At 55.0% G+C, this 19,803-nt stretch carries 19 protein-coding genes; 12 read left to right on the plus strand and 7 right to left on the minus strand.

Going from position 1 to position 19,803, the window contains the following annotated elements; translation table 11 throughout:
* The first annotated feature begins 3 nt into the window (after positions 1-3).
* Entirely contained in the window at positions 4-2,094 is a 2,091-nt protein-coding gene (dinG, locus tag Q8W24_RS02495; protein ID WP_303431652.1) for an ATP-dependent DNA helicase DinG, read from the plus strand.
* A gap of 59 nt (positions 2,095-2,153) precedes the next feature.
* Here dinG and Q8W24_RS02500 read toward each other — a convergent pair whose 3' ends face one another.
* The 4 genes from Q8W24_RS02500 to Q8W24_RS02515 all read right to left on the minus strand — a co-directional run bounded on the left by Q8W24_RS02500 (position 2,154) and on the right by Q8W24_RS02515 (position 5,593).
* Positions 2,154-2,831, minus strand: a complete 678-nt coding sequence (locus Q8W24_RS02500) for a hypothetical protein (protein ID WP_305413254.1) — start codon at positions 2,829-2,831, stop codon at positions 2,154-2,156.
* A 142-nt stretch (positions 2,832-2,973) separates the two neighbouring features.
* The gene (locus Q8W24_RS02505; protein WP_303431649.1) at positions 2,974-3,606 is read right to left on the minus strand and encodes a histidine phosphatase family protein; all 633 of its coding nucleotides are present in this window, start codon (positions 3,604-3,606) and stop codon (positions 2,974-2,976) included.
* Between the two features lie 69 nt (positions 3,607-3,675).
* Positions 3,676-4,578: a carbon-nitrogen hydrolase gene (locus Q8W24_RS02510; RefSeq protein WP_303431648.1), complete on the minus strand. Its 903-nt coding sequence runs from the start codon at positions 4,576-4,578 to the stop codon at positions 3,676-3,678.
* Positions 4,571-5,593 (minus strand): agmatine deiminase family protein, encoded by a 1,023-nt coding sequence (locus tag Q8W24_RS02515; RefSeq protein ID WP_303431647.1) that lies wholly within the window; start codon positions 5,591-5,593, stop codon positions 4,571-4,573. Before Q8W24_RS02515 ends, Q8W24_RS02510 begins: the two co-directional genes overlap by 8 nt.
* 215 nt (positions 5,594-5,808) lie before the next feature.
* Between Q8W24_RS02515 and Q8W24_RS02520 the strand changes: the two genes are divergently transcribed.
* Both Q8W24_RS02520 and Q8W24_RS02525 read left to right on the plus strand, forming a co-directional pair.
* Positions 5,809-7,059, plus strand: a complete 1,251-nt coding sequence (locus tag Q8W24_RS02520) for a lipoprotein-releasing ABC transporter permease subunit (protein ID WP_303431646.1) — start codon at positions 5,809-5,811, stop codon at positions 7,057-7,059.
* Positions 7,052-7,747: an ABC transporter ATP-binding protein gene (locus Q8W24_RS02525; protein WP_305474297.1), complete on the plus strand. Its 696-nt coding sequence runs from the start codon at positions 7,052-7,054 to the stop codon at positions 7,745-7,747. Before Q8W24_RS02520 ends, Q8W24_RS02525 begins: the two co-directional genes overlap by 8 nt.
* Positions 7,748-7,749: 2 nt before the next feature.
* Here the strand turns inward: Q8W24_RS02525 and Q8W24_RS02530 are convergent, their stop codons facing one another.
* The gene (locus Q8W24_RS02530) at positions 7,750-8,361 is read right to left on the minus strand and encodes a DUF2062 domain-containing protein (protein WP_305413261.1); all 612 of its coding nucleotides are present in this window, start codon (positions 8,359-8,361) and stop codon (positions 7,750-7,752) included.
* A 105-nt stretch (positions 8,362-8,466) separates the two neighbouring features.
* Here Q8W24_RS02530 and Q8W24_RS02535 point away from each other — a divergent pair, with 105 nt between their 5' ends.
* From Q8W24_RS02535 to murB, 8 genes are all read left to right on the plus strand, one after another.
* Positions 8,467-10,896, plus strand: coding sequence for a DNA internalization-related competence protein ComEC/Rec2 (locus Q8W24_RS02535; RefSeq protein ID WP_305474370.1), 2,430 nt, complete (start codon positions 8,467-8,469; stop codon positions 10,894-10,896).
* A 181-nt stretch (positions 10,897-11,077) separates the two neighbouring features.
* A complete protein-coding gene (locus Q8W24_RS02540; RefSeq protein ID WP_303431643.1) occupies positions 11,078-11,713 on the plus strand; it encodes a MotA/TolQ/ExbB proton channel family protein in 636 nt (211 codons plus the stop codon).
* Positions 11,710-12,132, plus strand: a complete 423-nt coding sequence (locus tag Q8W24_RS02545) for a biopolymer transporter ExbD (protein WP_303431641.1) — start codon at positions 11,710-11,712, stop codon at positions 12,130-12,132. The genes Q8W24_RS02540 and Q8W24_RS02545 overlap by 4 nt, the downstream gene beginning before the upstream one ends.
* A complete protein-coding gene (gene msbA, locus Q8W24_RS02550; RefSeq protein ID WP_305474299.1) occupies positions 12,122-13,912 on the plus strand; it encodes a lipid A export permease/ATP-binding protein MsbA in 1,791 nt (596 codons plus the stop codon). Before Q8W24_RS02545 ends, msbA begins: the two co-directional genes overlap by 11 nt.
* Positions 13,905-14,897 (plus strand): tetraacyldisaccharide 4'-kinase, encoded by a 993-nt coding sequence (gene lpxK / locus Q8W24_RS02555; RefSeq protein WP_305474302.1) that lies wholly within the window; start codon positions 13,905-13,907, stop codon positions 14,895-14,897. Before msbA ends, lpxK begins: the two co-directional genes overlap by 8 nt.
* Positions 14,890-15,102: a Trm112 family protein gene (locus Q8W24_RS02560; protein WP_305474304.1), complete on the plus strand. Its 213-nt coding sequence runs from the start codon at positions 14,890-14,892 to the stop codon at positions 15,100-15,102. Before lpxK ends, Q8W24_RS02560 begins: the two co-directional genes overlap by 8 nt.
* Positions 15,102-15,629, plus strand: a complete 528-nt coding sequence (locus Q8W24_RS02565; RefSeq protein WP_303431636.1) for a low molecular weight protein-tyrosine-phosphatase — start codon at positions 15,102-15,104, stop codon at positions 15,627-15,629. The genes Q8W24_RS02560 and Q8W24_RS02565 overlap by 1 nt, the downstream gene beginning before the upstream one ends.
* 17 nt (positions 15,630-15,646) lie before the next feature.
* A complete protein-coding gene (murB, locus tag Q8W24_RS02570; protein ID WP_305474372.1) occupies positions 15,647-16,651 on the plus strand; it encodes a UDP-N-acetylmuramate dehydrogenase in 1,005 nt (334 codons plus the stop codon).
* 42 nt (positions 16,652-16,693) lie between these two features.
* Here the strand turns inward: murB and Q8W24_RS02575 are convergent, their stop codons facing one another.
* Both Q8W24_RS02575 and Q8W24_RS02580 read right to left on the minus strand, forming a co-directional pair.
* A complete protein-coding gene (locus tag Q8W24_RS02575) occupies positions 16,694-17,434 on the minus strand; it encodes a UDP-2,3-diacylglucosamine diphosphatase (RefSeq protein ID WP_303431635.1) in 741 nt (246 codons plus the stop codon).
* On the minus strand, positions 17,434-17,931 hold the full coding sequence (locus tag Q8W24_RS02580) for a peptidylprolyl isomerase (protein WP_303431634.1): 498 nt from the start codon (positions 17,929-17,931) through the stop codon (positions 17,434-17,436). Before Q8W24_RS02580 ends, Q8W24_RS02575 begins: the two co-directional genes overlap by 1 nt.
* A 194-nt stretch (positions 17,932-18,125) precedes the next feature.
* On the opposite strand from Q8W24_RS02580, the gene Q8W24_RS02585 reads away from it, so the two are divergent.
* Positions 18,126-19,796 (plus strand): glutamine--tRNA ligase/YqeY domain fusion protein, encoded by a 1,671-nt coding sequence (locus Q8W24_RS02585; protein ID WP_303431633.1) that lies wholly within the window; start codon positions 18,126-18,128, stop codon positions 19,794-19,796.
* Positions 19,797-19,803: the final 7 nt, after the last annotated feature.

Raw genomic sequence — 19,803 nt, forward strand, 5'->3', positions numbered from 1 at the left:
GCAGTGTTAAGCCAAGAAAGCAAAGAGCGTATTCAGGCCCTGTATCGCGAGTGCATCAAAAAGCTCGATCTGACCCCCCGTTATGGCCAGCGGGTGATGATTGCCGAAATTGCCAAATCGTTGGGGGCAATCACCATCGATGACAAGGGTGAGCGTAACAACGAGTCTGGCATTGTGGTGGTGGAAGCGGGCACCGGCACCGGTAAAACCCTGGCGTATTTGCTGGCAACCTTGCCGGTAGCCATTGAGCAGGAAAAGAAACTGCTGATTTCGACTGCCACCGTAGCGTTGCAGGAGCAGATTCTCGACAAGGATCTGCCCAATCTGAAAGAAACCATTTCCATGCCGTTTCAGTACGCCCTGGCCAAAGGGCGTGGTCGTTATCTGTGTTTGCTGAAACTCGATAAATCCCTGCAACAGCTGTCCGGCATTCTGTCGACGGTTGATCTGTTTGAACAAACCCCGGAAGAACAGGATCGCGAGCTGTACGAGCTGATGCTGAGCCAGTACGCCAGCGGCGGCTGGGATGGCGACCGGGATCGTTGGGATGACGAGGTGGCCGATAACCAATGGAGTCACCTTACTGCAACGCATCGTGAATGCTCCAACCGTCGTTGTCCGCACTTCGATAATTGCGCCTTTTTCAAAGCCCGGGGGGCGATGGAAGATGCCGATATTATTGTTGCCAACCACGATCTGGTGTTGTCCGACCTCAGCCTGGGTGGTGGTGCGGTGCTGCCAGCCCCGGAAAAAACCATTTATGTTTTTGATGAAGGCCATCACCTGGCCGACAAGGCCTTGAATCACTTCCGGCTGGAATTTGGTGTGCGCGCCCAGCGCCAATGGCTGAAGCAGCTGGAGCAGGGGATTGAGCAATTTGTGGCGGCCACCGGTTTGCCACCTTCGATCATGCATTCCTTGCAGGCTGCCCCGGAGCAGTGTCGTGAGTTGAACAACCATTTGAATCTGCTGTGGCCGCTGGCTTTTGATCTGTTGGGAGAACGGGACCGGCAGCGGTTTGAGTTCGGCCGTATACCGGACAACCTGCGGGACCTGCTGAATAACATCAAGGCACCCTTGCAGCCGCTGTTGCAAGGACTCGACAAGCTCAACGATATGTTGCAAGCCTCGCTGGATACCAAGGGTGAAGGTGAGTTCAGTCTGGATATTGCTGAAAGCTGGCAAGCGCCCATGGGCATGATGCTGGCGCGGGCGGAATCCTTATGGGAAGCCGTCACCTGGTTGGCGGCAGAAGAGAAGGAAGGCGAGATCCCGGTGGCGCGCTGGCTGTCGAAAACGCCGTTTGGGGAAGACTGGGATATCAAACTCAGTGCCTCACCGATTGCGGTGGCTGATCAGTTGCGCAAAAACCTCTGGTCTCGCTGTCATGGGGCTGTCGTTACGTCGGCGACGCTGACGGCGCTAAACAGCTTCGGCAAGTTGAGCTGGGAAACCGGCTTGCCGGACTGGGCCGGGTATCACCGGGTCGCCAGTCCGTTTGATTATCCGAATCTGGGCCAGCTGGAAGTGGTGCAGTTGGGGTCTGATCCCAAAAGTGATCAGTTTCAGACGGATATAGAGCAATGGATGAAAGCGCAGCTGGATTTGGGGCAGGGGACGCTGGTGTTGTTCAGCTCCCGTGCCCAGCTCGAAGCCACGCGGGATACTTTTATTCGGGACTGGTATGAAACCTTGTTGTGTCAGGGTTTTTTACCCAAAAGTGAAATCGTACGCCGTCACAAGGAACGGCTCGACAAGGGCGAAGGCAGTATTATTTTTGGTTTGGCCAGCTTTGCCGAAGGCATCGATTTGCCCGGTCACTACGTGACCCATGTGGTGATTGTCAAAATTCCTTTTGCGGTGCCGGATGATCCGATTCAGGCGGCCACCAGTGAATGGCTGGAAAGCCGCGGCCGTAATCCGTTTATGGACCTGACCTTGCCTGCGGCGTCGATCCGGCTGGTGCAGGCCTGTGGCCGACTGATTCGCAAGGAAACCGACAGTGGCCGTATCAGTATTCTGGACCGACGCCTTACGACCACCCGTTATGGCAAGCTGTTGCTGGATTCGTTACCGCCGTTACGGCGAATGTGAGCCGCTGTGTCTGTTGGATCGATAGTGGGCTGATAATGGACTGATAAGCGAGCGAATGGTCAGTTGAGCGGCAAGCTGCCAACGTAGGTCAACTGGTCGCGGGTGTTGAAGTTCATCACCTGCATATGCTGCGGCTCAGGTATCTGGCCACTGATTGCTGCCATGATATCGGGGTGCGTCACCAGAACCAGCAGGTTTTTGCGGTTGTACTCCAACCTGGTGATCCAGTTTTTCAGCTGGATCGTTTGCAGGGTGCTGATAACCTGGACGTCATCCGGAAATTCATTCAGCAACGCCAGCTCATGTACATAGCCCAGTCCCAGGCGTGTGGCGGTCTCCAATGCAGGGCACCATTGGCTCGAGTAGGTCAGCGCCTTGTGAATGCCGTTACGGCGCAGGGTGTTATAAAAACGTCGGGCAAGTACCTCACCATGTTCAGTCAGATTAAAGCGCTGGTAACACTCGGCTGTATTCGTGCTGCCTGGGCGTTGATCGCCATGTGCTTCGGCCGTCGGTATCAGCAAAACAAATCCTGGTGACTGCTTCAGGCTGTCCCACAGCAGCTGGTTGATCAGCTTTTGTTCATATTGATCCGCTGCTTCCACTTCTTCCGCCGCCGCTGCTTGTTGACCCAGGGCACCCCAAAGTACCAGAGCCAGCAATGCCAGCAGTGAGGCAAGGCGTTGCTGTGAATAAAAAGAAACGGATATAAACGGACAAATATGGCTCGGGGTCATAACGGACTTTTCGTTGCTCGGACAGTCCTGCTACTTTATGCGGATGCAGCGATGACGTCACCCGACTTTTTCATGTGTGGGCTATTAGCGATGACGCTGGCAACGATTGTTGGCCGTTATCCCACTGCCGGTGGGGTGTTGTTCAATGGATATACAGTTTGCCCGCCACTACCAGGCTGCCATTCGAATTTTTTCTGATAACAACCAGATCGCCAGAGCGAGTGTGTATGCCCGTTATGGCGGTGATATTAGCCTGATGTGTTACCAGCAGTACCGGCGTGGTGAGCGGCTGTTGCTGAATCCATTGCTCCAGAGCATCTGGTTGTGATGACTGGGCGTCGTGGCTGTGAGGGCGTTTGTCGAGTGCTGCCAACGGCGTGGGAGTGCCCAGATCAAGCAGCCGGGCGGTTTCCTGGGTCCGGCACCAGTGGCTGCTATAAAGCTGTACGTCGGTGATATGGTGCTGGCGCAAGGCGTCACCAATGCGGCGGGCATGATCTTTCCCCTCGTTGGAGAGGTTCCTTTGGGTGCTGCAATCGGTCAGGTCAAAGTTGGCTGGGTCACCAAATCCGGGGGCACGAGCGGAGCGCATCATCAACAGATAGCCGGGCTGCTGTAATTGCTGCCACAGTTGGTCGGGGCTCAAGGACGGTTCTGCCTGCAGTTTGAGCGGCAAGCAGAACAGTAGCACCAGTACCAGTATGGCGACTTGTGGTGTGCTGAGATTGAGGTGTTGGCGCGGAGAGATACAGTAGAGTCTGTTCAGAAAGGTCATGGTTGATTCCTTGCCAGTGCAGCGTCAGTGAATAAGCCAACGACGCTGCCCGCAAGAACGTTGCGTTGATCAGCGGCGGTAGCGTTTGGTCAGATCGCCATAGGCATCTACTCGACGATCGCGAAAGTAGGGCCAAATGCGTCTGAGTTGTTCGGTACGATCCAGGTCGATGCTGGCCATCAATACTTGTTCGGTACTGGCGTCTGCCTGGGCCAGAAACTCCCCCTGGCCACCACAGATAAAGCTGTTGCCCCAGAACTGGATGCCATCGGTTACCGCTGTCGGATCGGCTTCGTGGCCAACCCGGTTGATTGCGACCACCGGCAGGTTGTTGGCCACCGCATGGCCGCGTTGTACCGTGATCCAGGCGTCGGTCTGACGGGTGTTTTCATCGGCCTGTTCCGTCGGGTCCCAGCCAATGGCCGTGGGGTAGATCAGGATGTCGGCATCGGCCAGAGCCATCAGTCGGGCCGCTTCCGGATACCATTGATCCCAACACACCAGTACTCCCAGTTTACCGATAGACGTTGCAATAGGATGAAAACCCGGTTCATCGGCATCGCCGGGGATAAAATAATATTTTTCGTAAAAGCCGGGGTCATCGGGAATGTGCATCTTGCGGTAAAAACCAGCCAGCTCGGCCGAGCCATCAAAAACCAGTGCGGTGTTGTGGTAAACGCCCTTGCCACGGCGCTCAAAAATGGAGCCAACGATCACCAGTTGCAGTTCGGCTGCCAGAGCGCCGAGTCGTTGGGCGGTTGGGCCGTCGATGGTTTCTGCAAGGTCAAAGACGTCGGCGGCCTGGTGCTGGCAGAAATACGGCCCGGCATGCAGTTCTTGCAGGCACACCAGTTGTGCCTGTTGGGCGGCGGCGTCACGGATCAGTTGCTCGGTGCGGTCCAGGGTGGCGGCTTTGCTGCCGTGCCAGGCTTGCTGGATGGCAGCTACCGCGAGCAGGGATGAATCAGACATGGCTGGTCTCCTGATGAAGTTGCATGGTCAGGCAGTGTAACGAACCGTACTGCTCAACAATGGGACGACAGTTGATCGGGTGCACCCAGTGATTGGGAAAAGCCTGCATGATACGTTCAACCGCGATGGTGTCTTCTGCGACGCCGTACACGGGCAGCAAAACAGCGTGGTTGATAATCAGGAAGTTGGCGTAGGTGGCGGGCAGGCGCTCGCCATCGGTGTTGCGTATCGGACTGGGGAGCGGCAAGGGAATCAGCTGGTAAGGCTTGCCATTGCGTTGGCGCAGAGCCTGTAGTTCCTGCTCCATGGCGTGCAGGGATTGATAATGGTCATCGGACTGCCGAGCCTGACAGTAGGCGATGCTGGAAGGGGTGCAGAAGCGTGCCAGGGTATCGATATGGGCATCGGTGTCATCACCCTCCAGGTGGCCATGCTTGAGCCACAATACCCGGTCAATGCCGAGATCTTCAGCCAGTCGTGACTCGATCATGCCTTTGGTCAGGGTCGGATTGCGGTTCGGGTTCAGCAGGCAGTTTTCTGTCGTCAGCAGAGTACCCAGACCATCGGTTTCGAGGCTGCCACCTTCCAGAATCCAGTCGCTGGCGGTCAGCGGTGTCTCGCCATAAGCGCCCAGTTGCTGCAGTGTGGCGCTGATCTGGTTGTCGTGGTGGTGGTCGTATTTGCCACCCCAGCCATTAAACAGGAAATCCACCAGCGTCAGCTGGTCGTTATGGTAGACGCTGACCGGGCCGTGGTCCCTTGCCCACGTGTCGTTGTTGTCAGCTCGAAATACCTGTACCGGGGCGTGGTTCTGGTAAAGATGGCGCAGGCGACTGGCATCCTGATCCGAGCCACAGCTGATGATGACCTGTTGCTGCTGGCTGATACAGGCCACCAGCGCGTGGAAAACCGGTTCAATACGGGGCAAAAAGGGTGCCCAGTCACTGCTTTTGGTGGGCCAGGTCAGTTGTACGGCAGATTGTGGTTCCCATTCGGCGGGCATGCGTTTCTTCAATGACGGATTCTCTTGGGTGACTGCCACGGCGGGCAACAAGCAAACAGGGCTGAACTCTGGCGGTTGGCCGGGTTCTCAGTGGCGCGATTATCGCAACTTTTGCGGTCGGGTACAGGGTGAGATTCGCCTTTGTCGTCGGTCTCGGGCAAACTTGCGCCTCTCTGAGTGGCAGCCGCGCCTTCAGATGTCTTTCGGGTTACAGGAACAGATTAATTATGTCGTTGTCTCCGGGCAGTTTGCCACTGGGCATTGGGTTGCGTTATTTGTCGGCCAAGCGCCGCAATCACTTTATTTCGTTTATTTCGGCGTCTTCCATGGTCGGTATGACCCTGGGGGTGGCGGTGTTGATTCTGGTGCTGTCGGTGATGAACGGTTTTGATCGGGAGTTACGGCAACGCATTCTGGGGATGGTGCCTCATGGCGTGCTGTATGAGGCCGGTGGTATTCAGGACTGGCAAGCGCTGGCGGCTCGGGTCGAGCAATTCCCCGGTGTTGAAGCGAGCGCACCGCTGACACGACTGCAGGGCATGATGGGAGTGAATGGTCGGGTCAAGGGGGTGATGGTCACAGGTGTGGCCCCGGAGGCTGAGTCACGAGTATCGATTTTGCCTGATCATATGACCGCTGGCTCAATCACCGATTTGCAGCCCGGTGAGTATGGGGTGCTGCTGGGTGATTTGCTGGCTCGCAGCCTCGGTGTGGTGGTCGGTGACAAGCTGACCTTGATGCTGCCGGAAGCGACCTTTAGCCCGGCGGGGGTGATTCCACGGGTGCGGCGATTAACGGTCGTTGGTTTGTTTTCTGTGGGCGCGGAACTGGATTCCAATCTGGCGGTGGTGCATTTGCAGGATGCTGCCAAACTGGGGCGTTTGGACGGTGAGGCCAAGTCGTTACGCATCAAGTTTACCAACTTGTTTGATGCCCCGGATTTGATTTGGCAACTGGTCAATAATCTTGACGGCCGTTATTCCGGCAGTGACTGGACCCGCACCCAGGGGAATCTGTTTTCAGCCATCCGCATGGAAAAGACCATGATTGGTTTGCTGCTGCTGATTATTGTGGCAGTGGCCGCGTTTAATATTATTTCGACACTGGTGATGGTAGTGACTGACAAGCAAGCCGACATTGCCATTTTACGTACCATGGGTGCCAAGCCGCGTACCGTTATGGCGATCTTTATGGTGCAGGGGTTATCGATCGGTATTGTGGGGGTGTTGCTTGGCACCGTGTTGGGTGTGATGGCGGCGTTGTCTATTTCGGATCTGGTCGCTTGGGCAGAAAAATTATTTGGTTTTCAGATTCTCAGCTCCGATGTGTATTTCATCTCATATTTGCCGTCCCAGTTGCTGTTGAGTGATGTTGCGGTGGTGGTATCGGCATCGTTACTGTTGAGTTTTCTGGCCACTCTCTATCCATCCTGGCGCGCGTCCCGGATTCAGCCTGCGGAGGCGTTACGTTATGAATAATCCGATTCTGGTGGCGAAGGGGTTACGCAAGACTTACACCAGTGGCCCGCAGTCGGTCACCGTCTGGAAACAGGTGGATATTGAGCTGGCCGCCGGTGAAACCCTGGCGATTGTGGGGTCGTCCGGCTCTGGCAAAACCACCTTGTTGAATGTATTGGGTGGGCTGGATTCCCTGGATGAAGGGCAGGTACTGTTGGGGGGAGAAGATGTTCATGCGCTGGGTGAAGCAGCCCGTACCCGTTTGCGTAACCAGAGCATTGGTTTTGTGTATCAGTTTCACCACCTGTTGCCGGAGTTTTCGGCGCTGGAAAACGTGATGTTGCCGCAGCTGCTGGCTGGCGTGGCGACGGCGGCTGCGGAACAACGGGCGCGGGAGTGTCTGGAGCGTTTGGGAATGGCGTCGCGCTGTGATCACAAGCCGTCGGAATTGTCCGGTGGTGAGCGTCAGCGAACTGCTATTGCCCGGGCGATTGTCAATCGGCCAAAGCTGGTGTTGATGGATGAGCCGACAGGAAATCTTGATCAGCAGACCGCGGCCCAGGTTGAAGCCGTGATGTTGGAGTTGATTAAACAGGTGGATACCGCGTTTGTGCTGGTAACCCACGACGAATCATTGGCGCGGCGTATGGACCTGTGTTTGCGGCTGAAAGAGCAGACGCTGGTATCCGTGGACCCGGTGATGGGCTGATATCAAGACTGATCGTTGCTGTTGCGGCGATCGTCGCTGTCCTGTTCCGGAGGCTGGTTGTGATGCTCGTGGTGGCCGGTTACCACCTCTTTGACCACTTTTGGTACTCGGGCGGCGCGTTTTTTCCAGTTGTCCCAAACATGCTTGCGCCAACTCCAGTCAACAATAAAATAACTGGCGACACCCAGCACGATCCCGGTGGTCAGTGACCCAACGATCAGCGGTTCCCAGACCTGGGTCAGCTCAGTAAGCACCCAGTCCAGTGATAGCTCAATATGAAATTCTCGTGAGGGTGTGTTGAGAATCCAGGTGCCAAAGAGATAGGTCGTGTAAAAAATAGGGGGAATGGTCAGCGGATTACTGATCCACACCAGCCCCACAGAAATCGGCATATTGGCATTGGCATAAAAAGCAATCAGGGCGGCAATGCCCATTTGAAATGGTAACGGCAGAAACGCAGCAAACAGCCCGACCAAAAAAGCTCTGGCCACTGAACGACGATTCAGGTGCCATAAATTCGGTTTGGCGAATAGCGGGGACAGGAACTGCAGTGACTTGTTGGTCTGGACCTGTTCCGGTGTCGGAAAAATGCGTTTGAGAAGTTTCTTTGGCATGAGAGCCGCCGTTGCTTGAATGCGCGGCGATTATGCCGATTCTGCCAGGGAGTGGCAATGCAACATCTATGTGTCGCGGCGGGTGCCGGCATCATTCTTGGGGTTATGGTTCCCTGGAGTGGTCTTTTTTTCGCGATAATCTGGATTCTTCTATGGCTTCTGCAGCGGACGAGTCATTCGTGTCGTACTGGAATAACGGTTCGCTGGCTGGTTGCGCTGGCCGTGATGTCATTCGCCAGTATCTATGGCCAACTCTGGTTGTCTTTGCAGCTCCAGCACCGCTTGCCTGCGTCTTTGGATCGTACCGATGTCGAGCTGGTGCTGGAGGTGATCGCCCGGGAAGGCGATAGTCTGCAAACGGTATCGAGCCATGCTTCCACGTCACCAGCCGCCGATAAAAACAGACATGACAAACCGGCTGATGGTTATCAGAAAGTTACCGTTGCTGTAATACAGCAGCATCCGCTGGATGGCTTGGCTGGAGATCAGCAGTTGCCGCCATTACGACGTCTGGTCCTAGGTTATTACCAGGCCGAGCCTGTGTTGCAGGTAGGCGATACGCTGCGCGCCCAGGTCCGTTTACGAGCCATTCGGGGGTTTGCCAATGGCTTGCCCTTTGATTATGAAGCCTGGATGTTGCGCCAGGGCATTGATGGCCGTGGTTATATCCGCTCGATTGCGGCCTCTGGTACAGCGATAGATAACGCGGCACCAGAGGTGCCTTTGCTGACACAATGGCGGCAGTACGGTCTGGAGCGACTGCAGCATATTCCCTCAGCGTCTGGCCGCCGCTGGGTAGCAGGCTTGGTATTTGGTATTCAGGATGCGTTCAGTCCGCGACACTGGCAATTGGCCCGGGATACCGGCACCTTGCATCTGTTGGTGGTGAGTGGTCTGCATTTGGGTTTGGTCGCTGGCGTGTGTGGTTTGCTGATGGGTCTGGTTGTCCGCTTGTTGGCACCAGTGTATGAAATAAATGCCGGGCGACGCTTGTGGGGCAGCGGCATATGGATCGCTACGGTGTGTCTTGTGTATGCGCTGTTGGCCGGGGCGGGCATCGCGCTGCAGCGGGCCTGGATTATGTTGCTGGTTGTGTTGCTGGTGATGGGCTTGCGCCGTCGACTGGCACCGGTGGCCGCGCTGTCTTATGCCTTTGTTATTGTGCTGCTGGTCAATCCCCTGATGTTTACCTCCGCAGGTTTCGGTTTTTCGATGATGGCAGTGGCGTCCTTATTGTTATTTCTGGGTGGCCGACGGGTTAATCTGTGGCAGGGATTATGGCTGCCACAATGGCTGGTATTTCTGGGCTTGTTACCCTTGATGCTGTGGTGGGGGCAGGCGGTGGGGTGGGTGCATTTACTGTGTAACGCAATTGCTATCCCTGTACTGGGGCTGGTGATGTTGCCACTGTCATTTTTGTTGCTGGTTTGGCCTGTGGACTGGGCTGTCGCTGCAATGGAACAGCTGGATGCTATCTGGTGGCTCGGATTGGAGCAGGCGCTTGAGTGGCCCTTGCCAGTTGTAACGTTTCTGCCTGACACGATATTGGCTGCAGTGCTGTTGTTGATGCTGCTGGTGTATTTGGGGTTGCGGCCCGGGTTGTCCTTTCTAGTCATAAGTGTGGCGCTGGCGGTGGTGTTTTCTCCCCCGGGGTGGCATGCACCGGCCCCGCCGCAGGTACGCTTGCTGGATGTGGGGCAAGGGCAGAGCTTGGTGGTCAGTGCCGGCGGCAAGGCATTGGTGTATGACCTGGGTGCTTCATTTGGTCCTGAATTCAGTGCTGCCGAATTTATGCTGTTGCCATCTTTGCGGCGTCTGGGGAATCCTGCAGTAACCGACCTGGTGCTGAGCCACAGCGATTCGGATCATGCTGGCGGTCTGAATATCTGGTTACAACAGCGAGCCAACAAGGTCAGTGGCTTTAATGGCCATAACGCGCGTATCTGGCTGGGTCAGCCGCCAGCCGCTTATCGTCCCTTGATTCGGGATGACGGGCTGACGTGGCCCCTGGCGTCGGTGCAAACCTGTCATGGGGATGATCGCTGGCGTTTATGGTCTGTGGATGTTCCCACCACCGCGTCGACAGGTTTTGTCGAGCCGATGGCTGTGCGTTTTCGTTTCTTGCGTACGGCTGAACATCTTCACGATAACGACAATGATGCCTCTTGTGTGCTGCAGCTTGAGTGGTTCGGGCGGCGGGTTCTGGTACCCGGGGATATTTCCCGGCTGGCGGAGCAGGCATTGGTCGCACGTTATGGCAGCGAGTTGCGCTCCGATGTGCTGGTTGCGTCCCACCATGGCAGTGCCAGTTCCTCCTCCCGGTTGTTTTTGCAGCAGGTTGCGCCAGGGCAGGTGTGGATTTCTGCCGGATTCAACAACCGTTACCGGCATCCATCGACCAGCGTGATTGAGCGCCTGGAGCGTCTGGGTATCCCCTGGCTATCCACCATTGATCGTGGCGCAATCCGTATGGATCAGACCGGTACGGTGACGGCTGTCCGGGATGGCTGGGCACCGCCCTGGCGTCAACTCTGATGCCGGTGTTGCCGGTGATATCCGCTGGTTGGATAAAAACTGTTCGATTCGGCTGTGGGCAATGCTCTGTCGGAGATGTGACAGGGGTTTCAGGCTGTTGTGATGGTGGTGGCGATGGTCTTATGCAAGCTCTGGGCTTGTGCTAGAGTAGCGCGCAAATTGACTTATGGAGAGACTGTGCATGTTTGAGATCATCCAGAGCGGTGGTTGGATGATGGTACCAATCATTCTGTGTTCGGTACTGGCATTAGGCATCAGCGTTGAGCGTTTCTGGACGCTGCGTGTAGTACAGGTTGCGCCTCCTGACTTGTTGGCCAAAATCTGGTCATGGATGAAAAACAAGCAGTTGAATGCCGAGCGTATTCGCGAATTGCAGGAGTCTTGCCCGCTGGGACGGGTGTTGGCTGCCGGGCTGGTAAATTCTCGCCATGGTCGTCAAATCATGAAAGAGAGCATTGAGGAAGTGGCTTCCCAGGAAATCCATATTCTGGAACGCTATCTGAATGCCCTGGGCACAGTGGCCGCGGTTGCACCGCTGCTGGGTTTGCTGGGTACGGTGATCGGTATGATCAAGGTGTTTTCGGAAATCATGATCCAGGGTACCGGGCAAGCCAGTGTACTGGCCGGTGGTATCTCCGAGGCGCTGGTGACAACCGCGGCCGGGCTGATGATTGCGATACCCGCGCTGGTGTGTCATCGCATGTTGCAGCGTCGAATCGATGACATTGTGGTGTTTATGGAGCAGGAATCCATCAAGCTGGTCGATGTTCTTCATGGTGATCGGGAAGTGGTAGATAATTCAGAGGCCAGTCAGTGAATTTCAAACGCCAGCAGCGAGAAGAGGTGGCGGTTAACCTGACGCCTCTGATCGACATTGTTTTTTTGTTGCTGATCTTTTTTATGGTGTCGACCACCTTTACCCAGGAAAGCCACCTGAGTATCGATTTGCCTGAAGCCGCTGCCAGTGACAAGGCTGTACCAGCGGCATCGATCGAGGTCGTGGTCTCTGCCACCGGCGAATATTCCGTCAATGAACAGCAGCTGATCAATCAGCAGCTGGAAACCTTGAAACGGGCGATTTTCAAGGTGCTTGATGGCCGCAAGACCGCACCACTGATTATTACTGCCGATGCCAACGCGACACATGCATCGGTCGTCAAGGCGATGGATGCAGCGGGGCAGTTGGGATTGGTTAATATCAGTATTACCACCAGGCAGCCAAGCAATGGCAGTTGATCCCGAGCGTAATCCGGCGGACAAGGCACTGAAACAGCAAGACGTCAAAACACTCTACAAGCGCCTGTTACGTTATGTCTGGCCTCACAAGGGCGCATTTCTGATCAGTGTGCTGGGGCTGGCATTATACGCCTCGGCACAACCGGTACTGGCACATTTGATGGGCCTGGTTGAAGAAACCTTACGTGACCCGACCGAGCAGAAAATCCTGCTGTTGATCGGCTTGCTGATGGGGACGTTTTTTTATCGGGGTGTCGGTACGTTTCTGGGCAAGTATTTTATCGCCATTGTCGGCCGTAACGTTGTTCACTCCTTGCGGGTCGAACTGTTTGGTAAAATGACGCGGCTGCCAAGCGCCTTTTATGATGGTGAATCCAGTGGCCGCCTGATCTCCAGGGTCACCTTTGATGTGGATCAGGTGTCGGGGGCTTCAACCAGAGCCCTGACGACATTGATCCAGGAAGGTCTGACGGTCATTTTCCTGATGGGCTACCTGATTTATCTGGATTACACCCTGACACTGGTGTTTCTGGTGCTGGTACCGTTTATTGTTGCGGTGGTCGGGCTGGCGAGCCGGTTTTTCCGCCGTTACAGCCGCCGGGTGCAGCAGTCGGTAGGGGATGTCACCCAGGTCACTAACGACAGCATCAAGGGCTATCGCGAAGTGCGTACCTTTGGTGGCGTTGACTATGAACGCAGCCGGTTTACTGCCGCCAGCGAATACAATCGCAAGCAGGCGCTCAAGTTTGAGCTGACCAACGCCATCAGTGTGCCGTTGACCCAACAGATCGTATCAATCGGGTTGGGGGTGATGATTTTTGTCATGTTCCAGCGCGTGGCTGCCGGCTCCATGACCAGTGCAGACTTTTTCCAGTTTATTACTGCTGCTTCCCTGATTGCCAAACCATTGCGGGCGTTGACCGATATCAATGCCATGGTGCAGCGCGGCCTGGCTGCCGCAGAGTCCATCTTCACGGTGCTGGATGCGGATGAAGAGCGCGATGCCGGCACCCAGACAATCGATCGGGCCAATGGCACCATGTCGCTGGAAAACGTGGTCTTGCAATATGCCGGAGCGGCGGAACCTGCGGTTAAATCGGTGAGTCTCGATATCACAGCGGGCACCTCGGTGGCGATTGTTGGTAAATCGGGCAGTGGCAAAACCAGTTTGGTGAACATGCTGCCTCGTTTCTATGATGTCAGTGACGGCGTTATTCGTCTGGATGGTATTGATCTGCGGGATCTGACTCTGGACAGCTTGCGGCGGCAAATCGCCATTGTCGGCCAACAGGTCACTTTGTTTGACGGCTCGGTGCGTGACAATATTGCCTATGGCCGGGCCGGGCAGTATACCGATGAGCAGGTGCTGGCGGCGGCGCGAGCTGCCCATGCGGATGAGTTTATCGAGCAATTGCCCAACGGGTACGATACCCGCCTGGGTGAAAATGGCGTATTGCTGTCCGGCGGCCAGCGTCAACGTATTGCAATCGCCCGGGCGATTCTGAAGGATGCTCCCGTGCTGATTCTGGATGAAGCCACCTCGGCACTGGATACCGGTTCCGAGCGCCATATCCAGGCCGCCATGGAAGAGGTCATGAAAGGGCGCACCACCTTTGTTATTGCCCATCGCCTCAGTACGATTGAACATGTCGACCGGATTCTGGTAATGGACAGCGGGCGGGTGGTTGAAGACGGTACGCATCTGGAGCTGTTGGAGCAGGGCGGCATCTACTCGCAGCTGTATCTGATGCAGTTCGGCTCGGAAGGCAAGCATGTCTGACGGCGTAAAGCAGACCAATGGCCTGGCGCGCTGGATCGAGCGCCACTGGTACCGGTCGCCGTTATTCAATATCTGGCTGTTGCCACTGCAAGGGCTGTTCTGGCTGGCCGTTACGTTGCGGCGCTTTTTCTATGCGCTGTTGCCACCCCTGTCATCGGCGGTCCCTGTGATCGTGGTGGGCAATATCAGTGTGGGTGGTACTGGCAAAACCCCTCTGATCATCTGGTTGGCTAATCGCGCCCAGGAAATGAATATGCGTGTTGGCATTGTCAGTCGTGGTTATGGCGGTGAGACGGACAACTACCCTTTGGAAGTGCGGCAAGATACCCCGGCCAGTGAATGCGGCGATGAGCCAAAATTACTGTTTGAGCGCCTGGGATGCCCCGTGGTGGTTGATCCCCAGCGCAAACGGGCGGTTGACTATCTGGCTGGCAAGGTCGACCTGGTATTGAGTGATGATGGCCTGCAGCATTACGCCATGGCACGAGTCGCCGAGCTGGTTGTTGTTGATGGCGAACGGGGTTTTGGTAACGGCTGGTTATTACCTATCGGGCCATTACGTGAACCTGAAACCCGGCTCGACAGTGTCGATCGGGTGATTGTGAACGGCAAGGATTTCGTGCTGCAACCGTTGGCGATGATTAATGCGATCACGGCTGAGCGTATGGATCTGCTAACCTTGGCGAATGAAGAGGTTCACGCCGTCGCGGGGATTGGCCACCCGGAACGGTTTTTCAATACTTTGCGACAGCTGGGCCTGACACCCCTTGAACACCCGTTTGCGGATCATCATCCTTTTACTGCGAATGATCTGGCTTTTGACGATAACAAGCCGGTGGTGATGACCGAAAAGGACTGGGTAAAATGCCGGTCCTTTGTAACTGAAAATTGCTGGTACGTACCGGTGGATGCAGTGCCTGACCGTTCTACCCGGCAGGCTCTGGATACCTTGCTGACAACCTGGGGAGAGAAATACCATGGATAAACAACTACTGGCGATGCTGGTATGCCCACTGTGCAAGGGCAAGCTGAAATACGATGCTGAAGCACAAGAATTGTTATGCACCTTCGATGGCCTGGCTTTCCCTATTGTTGATGGTGTGCCGGTTATGCTGGAAGGTGAAGCCCGCCGTCTGTCGGTTGACGAAAAGCTCGACAAATCCCAATCAGCCACGACTGTCCAGCCATAATGACCGTGACGGCTACACCACAACTGTCGGTGTTATTTGTTTGCCTGGGTAATATTTGTCGTTCACCGACCGCCCACGGCGTTTTCCAGAAAATGGTGGATAACGCCGGATTATCCGATCGAGTGCGCATAGACTCAGCTGGTACGGCTGCCTGGCATATCGGCAAGTGTCCGGATTCGCGGGCAATCAGTGCCGCGGCTGGCCGCGGGTATAACCTGTCGGTACTGAAAGCACGGCAAGTGATCGCTGAAGACCTGCAGGTGTTTGACTATGTGTTGGCGATGGACAGTGCCAACCTGGTCGAATTGCAACAGCTCGCCAGGGAACAACAAGGCTTACAGACTGATGGCGCTATAGTGACAACGCCATCCCGGTTTTTACAGTTTGCGCACAATACTCCATTGCTGGATGTGCCGGATCCGTATTATGGCGGAGATGATGGCTTCGACCAGGTGCTGGACATGGTTGAAGATGGCTGTCGAGGCTTGCTGGCAGAGATTCGACGGCAGTCAGGGCTTGTCTCTTGATTTGCGCCAACGTGGATATGTCGGCCATGAACACCTTGGCTTTACCGGGGCGCAGCGAATTTTTTGCTCGTTTTGGCGATCTTTCCGATCTGTTGGAGCACATGGAATGGGCGGCTAGCCACCAGCTCCCCATTCGCATGATTGGCGGCGGCAGTAATGTACTGATGCCGGCTCAAGTTAATGGACTGGTATTACAATCGGCGATGACCGCTGTCACGGTTCGTACGTGTACTCAAGAGACACTGACCGTCGCCGTTGATGCTGGCATGAATTGGCATGACTGGGTATTAAACAGTACGACGTTTGGCCATGGGCTGGAAAATCTGGCACTGATTCCCGGTACTGTTGGTGCCGCGCCGGTACAGAATATTGGTGCTTATGGCGTGGAAGTCGCTGAATTGATCGAGCAGGTTGAAGGCTTTCAGATCAGTACGCGGCAGTGGCGTATTCTCTCCCGTCAGGCCTGCCGGTTTGATTATCGGGATTCCATTTTTCGCCATGAACTGGCCAATGATTTTATTGTTGTACGGGTGGTGTTTGCACTCAAGCGACAGTTTTCGCCCAACCTTTCTTATGCGCCGTTGGCCCAGTGGGCAGCAGAGCAGGCTTGTGTTGCTGGTCGAATGACGCCAGAGAGCCTGATTGCTGCAGTATGTGCTATTCGACAATCCCGCTTGCCCGACCCGGCGCAGCTACCCAATGCCGGATCTTTTTTCAAAAATCCACTGGTATCGACCGCTGTCGCTGATGGTCTGAAATCCCGTTACCCAGACTTGCCGGTTTATTCCGCTCGCTTGCCACAACAACGAAAACTGGCGGCGGGGTGGCTGGTTGATCAGTGTGGCTGGAGAGGGAAATCATTGGGGCCGGTCCGTATGCATCAGCAGCAAGCACTGGTATTGACTGCCCCGGAAACCGCCACCCTGGTACAGGTGCAGGCATTGCAGCAGGCCGTGGTTGATTCGGTATGGCGGCGTTTTGGGGTCAGGTTGGAACCCGAGCCGCAGATCTTCGGCGCGTGAGGTCTGGACTGGGCAAAGTGTACCGCTGTTGGGTATGTTCCGTTACTGGATAGCAAGCCGTAGCGGAAACTGTTTTAGCACCAGGCCATCGTCCTCGCTCCAGCGGATCATCCAGCCATCTTGTTCACTCCAGTCTCCCAGTACCCAGCGTTGTCGCCATTTGCCCTGGTGTTGCCACTCATGGGTGGCGGGGCGGTGGGTATGGCCATGAATCATGATATCGACTCCGGCATCGTCCAGCGCCTTGTCTACTTCGGAGAGGGTGACATCCATAATGTCATTGTCTTTCATTTGGCCGCTTTTCTGGCTCTGCTCGCGCGCCTGGCGGGCGAAGGCGATACGCTCATCGATGCTCTGGCTGAGGAATTGCTGTTGCCATTGCGGGTTGCGGAACATGTGCCGCACCTGTTGGTATTCCAGATCACGGGTACAGAGACTGTCACCATGAAGTAACAGGATGGGTGCATTGCCCAGTGTGATGGTGGCGTACTCATCCAGCAGCTGACTACCGGTGCGCTGGCAGAAGTCAGCACCAATGAGGAAGTCGCGATTACCATGCATGATATAAACGGCGCAATGGCGCTGGCTTAATGCCGCCAGCGCCTGCTCTACCTGGCGAGTCAGCCCGGTAGCAATATCATCCCCGATCCAGACCTCAAAAAAATCTCCCAGAATATACAAGGCCTCGGCATCGACCAACTGGTTGATAAACGACAAAAAACCGGCAGTAATGGCGGGTTTTTCTGATGTCAGGTGCAGGTCGGAGATGAAATAGACAGCCATTAGTCGATAATTTCCATTTTCTCGATCAAAACGTCTTCGACTGGTACATCACCATGGCCCAGCTTGTTGGTGGTCTCAACCGCCTTGATACGGTTGACCACTTCCATGCCTTCGACGACTTCGCCGAATACGCAATAACCCCAGCCCTGCATGTTTTTGCCAGTATGGTTCAGGAAGTCATTGTCCTTGACGTTGATAAAGAACTGGCTGCTGGCGGAGTGAGGATCCATGGTGCGAGCCATGGCCAGTGTGCCAGTGGTATTTTTCAGGCCGTTGTCTGCTTCGTTCTTGATTGGTTCCTTGCCTTCCGGTTTTTCGGTCATGCCGGGCGTAAAGCCACCGCCCTGAACCATAAAGTTATCGATGACACGGTGGAAAATCAGGCCGTCATAAAAACCGTCTTTGACATAGCTTTCAAAGTTGGCTGCTGTTATCGGGGCTTTTTCGTGGTTCAGCTCAATCTTGATATCGCCGAAGTTGGTTTTAAGCAGAATCATATAACTGTCTTCCGGTTGTTGAATCACTGGAGCGTGATACGTATGAATTCGTGTAACACATGCGTGTTCGGGTGCGTATAATAGCGCCTTTTTTACGGGCTTACAGCGTTGCAAATGCTTGTCTGGCATGAGGAAATGCCATTCTGGTGGCTGCAGCGCCCTGCGAGCCAATTATTTTTTGCTTTAAGGTGGTTATGACAGACGCTCCTGCTCGTGGTAACAACTTCGTTGCCAAAATCATTGAAGAAGATCTCGCCGGTGGCAAAGTACAACGGGTGGTTACCCGTTTTCCACCCGAGCCCAACGGCTATTTGCATGTTGGTCATGCAAAATCCATCTGCCTGAATTTCGGCGTAGCGGAGCAGTTTGGCGGTGGTTGCAATTTGCGTTTTGATGACACCAACCCGGAAAAGGAAAGCCAGGAGTTTATCGATGCCATCAAGGCTGATGTGCAATGGCTTGGCTTTCAATGGCAGGGCGACATTCACTACGCTTCAGATTATTTTGATCAGCTGCACGAGTGGGCGCTGCATCTGATTCGCACCGGCAATGCCTATGTGTGTGACTTGAGCGCAGAAGAGGCTCGCCAGTACCGCGGCACCCTGACAGAGGCGGGTAAAAACAGCCCGTACCGGGAGCGCAGTGTGGATGAAAACCTGGCGCTGTTCGAAAAAATGCGGCTGGGGGAATTTGACGAAGGCGCCTGTGTGTTACGTGCCAAAATAGATATGGCCTCGGGCAATATGAACTTGCGCGACCCGATCATCTACCGTATTCGCAAGGTGTCCCATCATCAGACCGGGGACAAGTGGTGTATTTATCCGACCTACGACTTTACCCATGGTCAGTCGGACGCCATTGAAGGCGTGACGCATTCCGTCTGTACGCTGGAGTTTGAAGATCACCGGCCATTGTACGAGTGGTTTATTGCCCATCTGCCGGTGCCGGTAGAGCCAAAACAGTATGAATTTGGTCGCCTGAATCTTGATTATACCGTTACCTCGAAGCGTAAACTGAAAGCACTTGTTGATAACCAGATCGTTAGTGGCTGGGATGACCCACGCATGCCAACCATTTCAGGTATGCGTCGCCGTGGCTTTACCCCGCGTTCCATCCGTAATTTCTGCGATATGATCGGTGTTACCCGCTCCGATGGTCTGGTCGACGTCGCCATGCTGGAACATGCCGTGCGTGATGACCTGAATCGTCATGCGCCGCGAGCCATGTGTGTGATCAACCCACTCAAGGTGGTAATTGAGAATCTTGCCGAAGATCATCTGGAAATGCTGAGTGCGGACTACCACCAGGAGCTGGATCTTGGCAGTCGCGCAATGCCCTTTACCCGTGAGTTGTTTATTGATCAAGACGACTTCAAGGAAGAGTACAGCAAGAAGTTCAAGAAGAAATTCACCCCCGGTAAGCGCATTCGCCTGCGTCATGGCTATGTAATTGAAGCCACGGATTACGAGAAAAACGACGCAGGACAGGTTGTATTGGTACGCGCCCAACTGATTGAAAACACCTTGGGTGTGGACCCTGAAGACGGCAACAAGCCCAAGGGGGTCGTGCACTGGGTCTCGGCGAGTCACGGCGTACAAGCTGAATTGCGCCTGTACCAGCGGCTGTTTACCCATGTAACGCCAGACAAGGCTGAAGGCGACCTGATGGAGCTGATCAATCCGGAATCACTGACGGTTGTGCATGGCTGGATTGAGCCGGCATTGGCATCCATTGCCCCTGAAACGCACTTCCAGTTTGAACGTGAAGGGTATTACGTTTCTGACCAGAAAGATCATACCGCTGCAGCGCCTGTGTTTAACTTGACGATTGGCCTGCGTGAAGACAAAGAACTGAAAAAGGATTAAACCCTGT

The sequence above is a fragment of the Oceanobacter sp. 4_MG-2023 genome (genome assembly GCF_030689165.1).
Lineage (GTDB): Bacteria > Pseudomonadota > Gammaproteobacteria > Pseudomonadales > Oceanobacteraceae > Oceanobacter.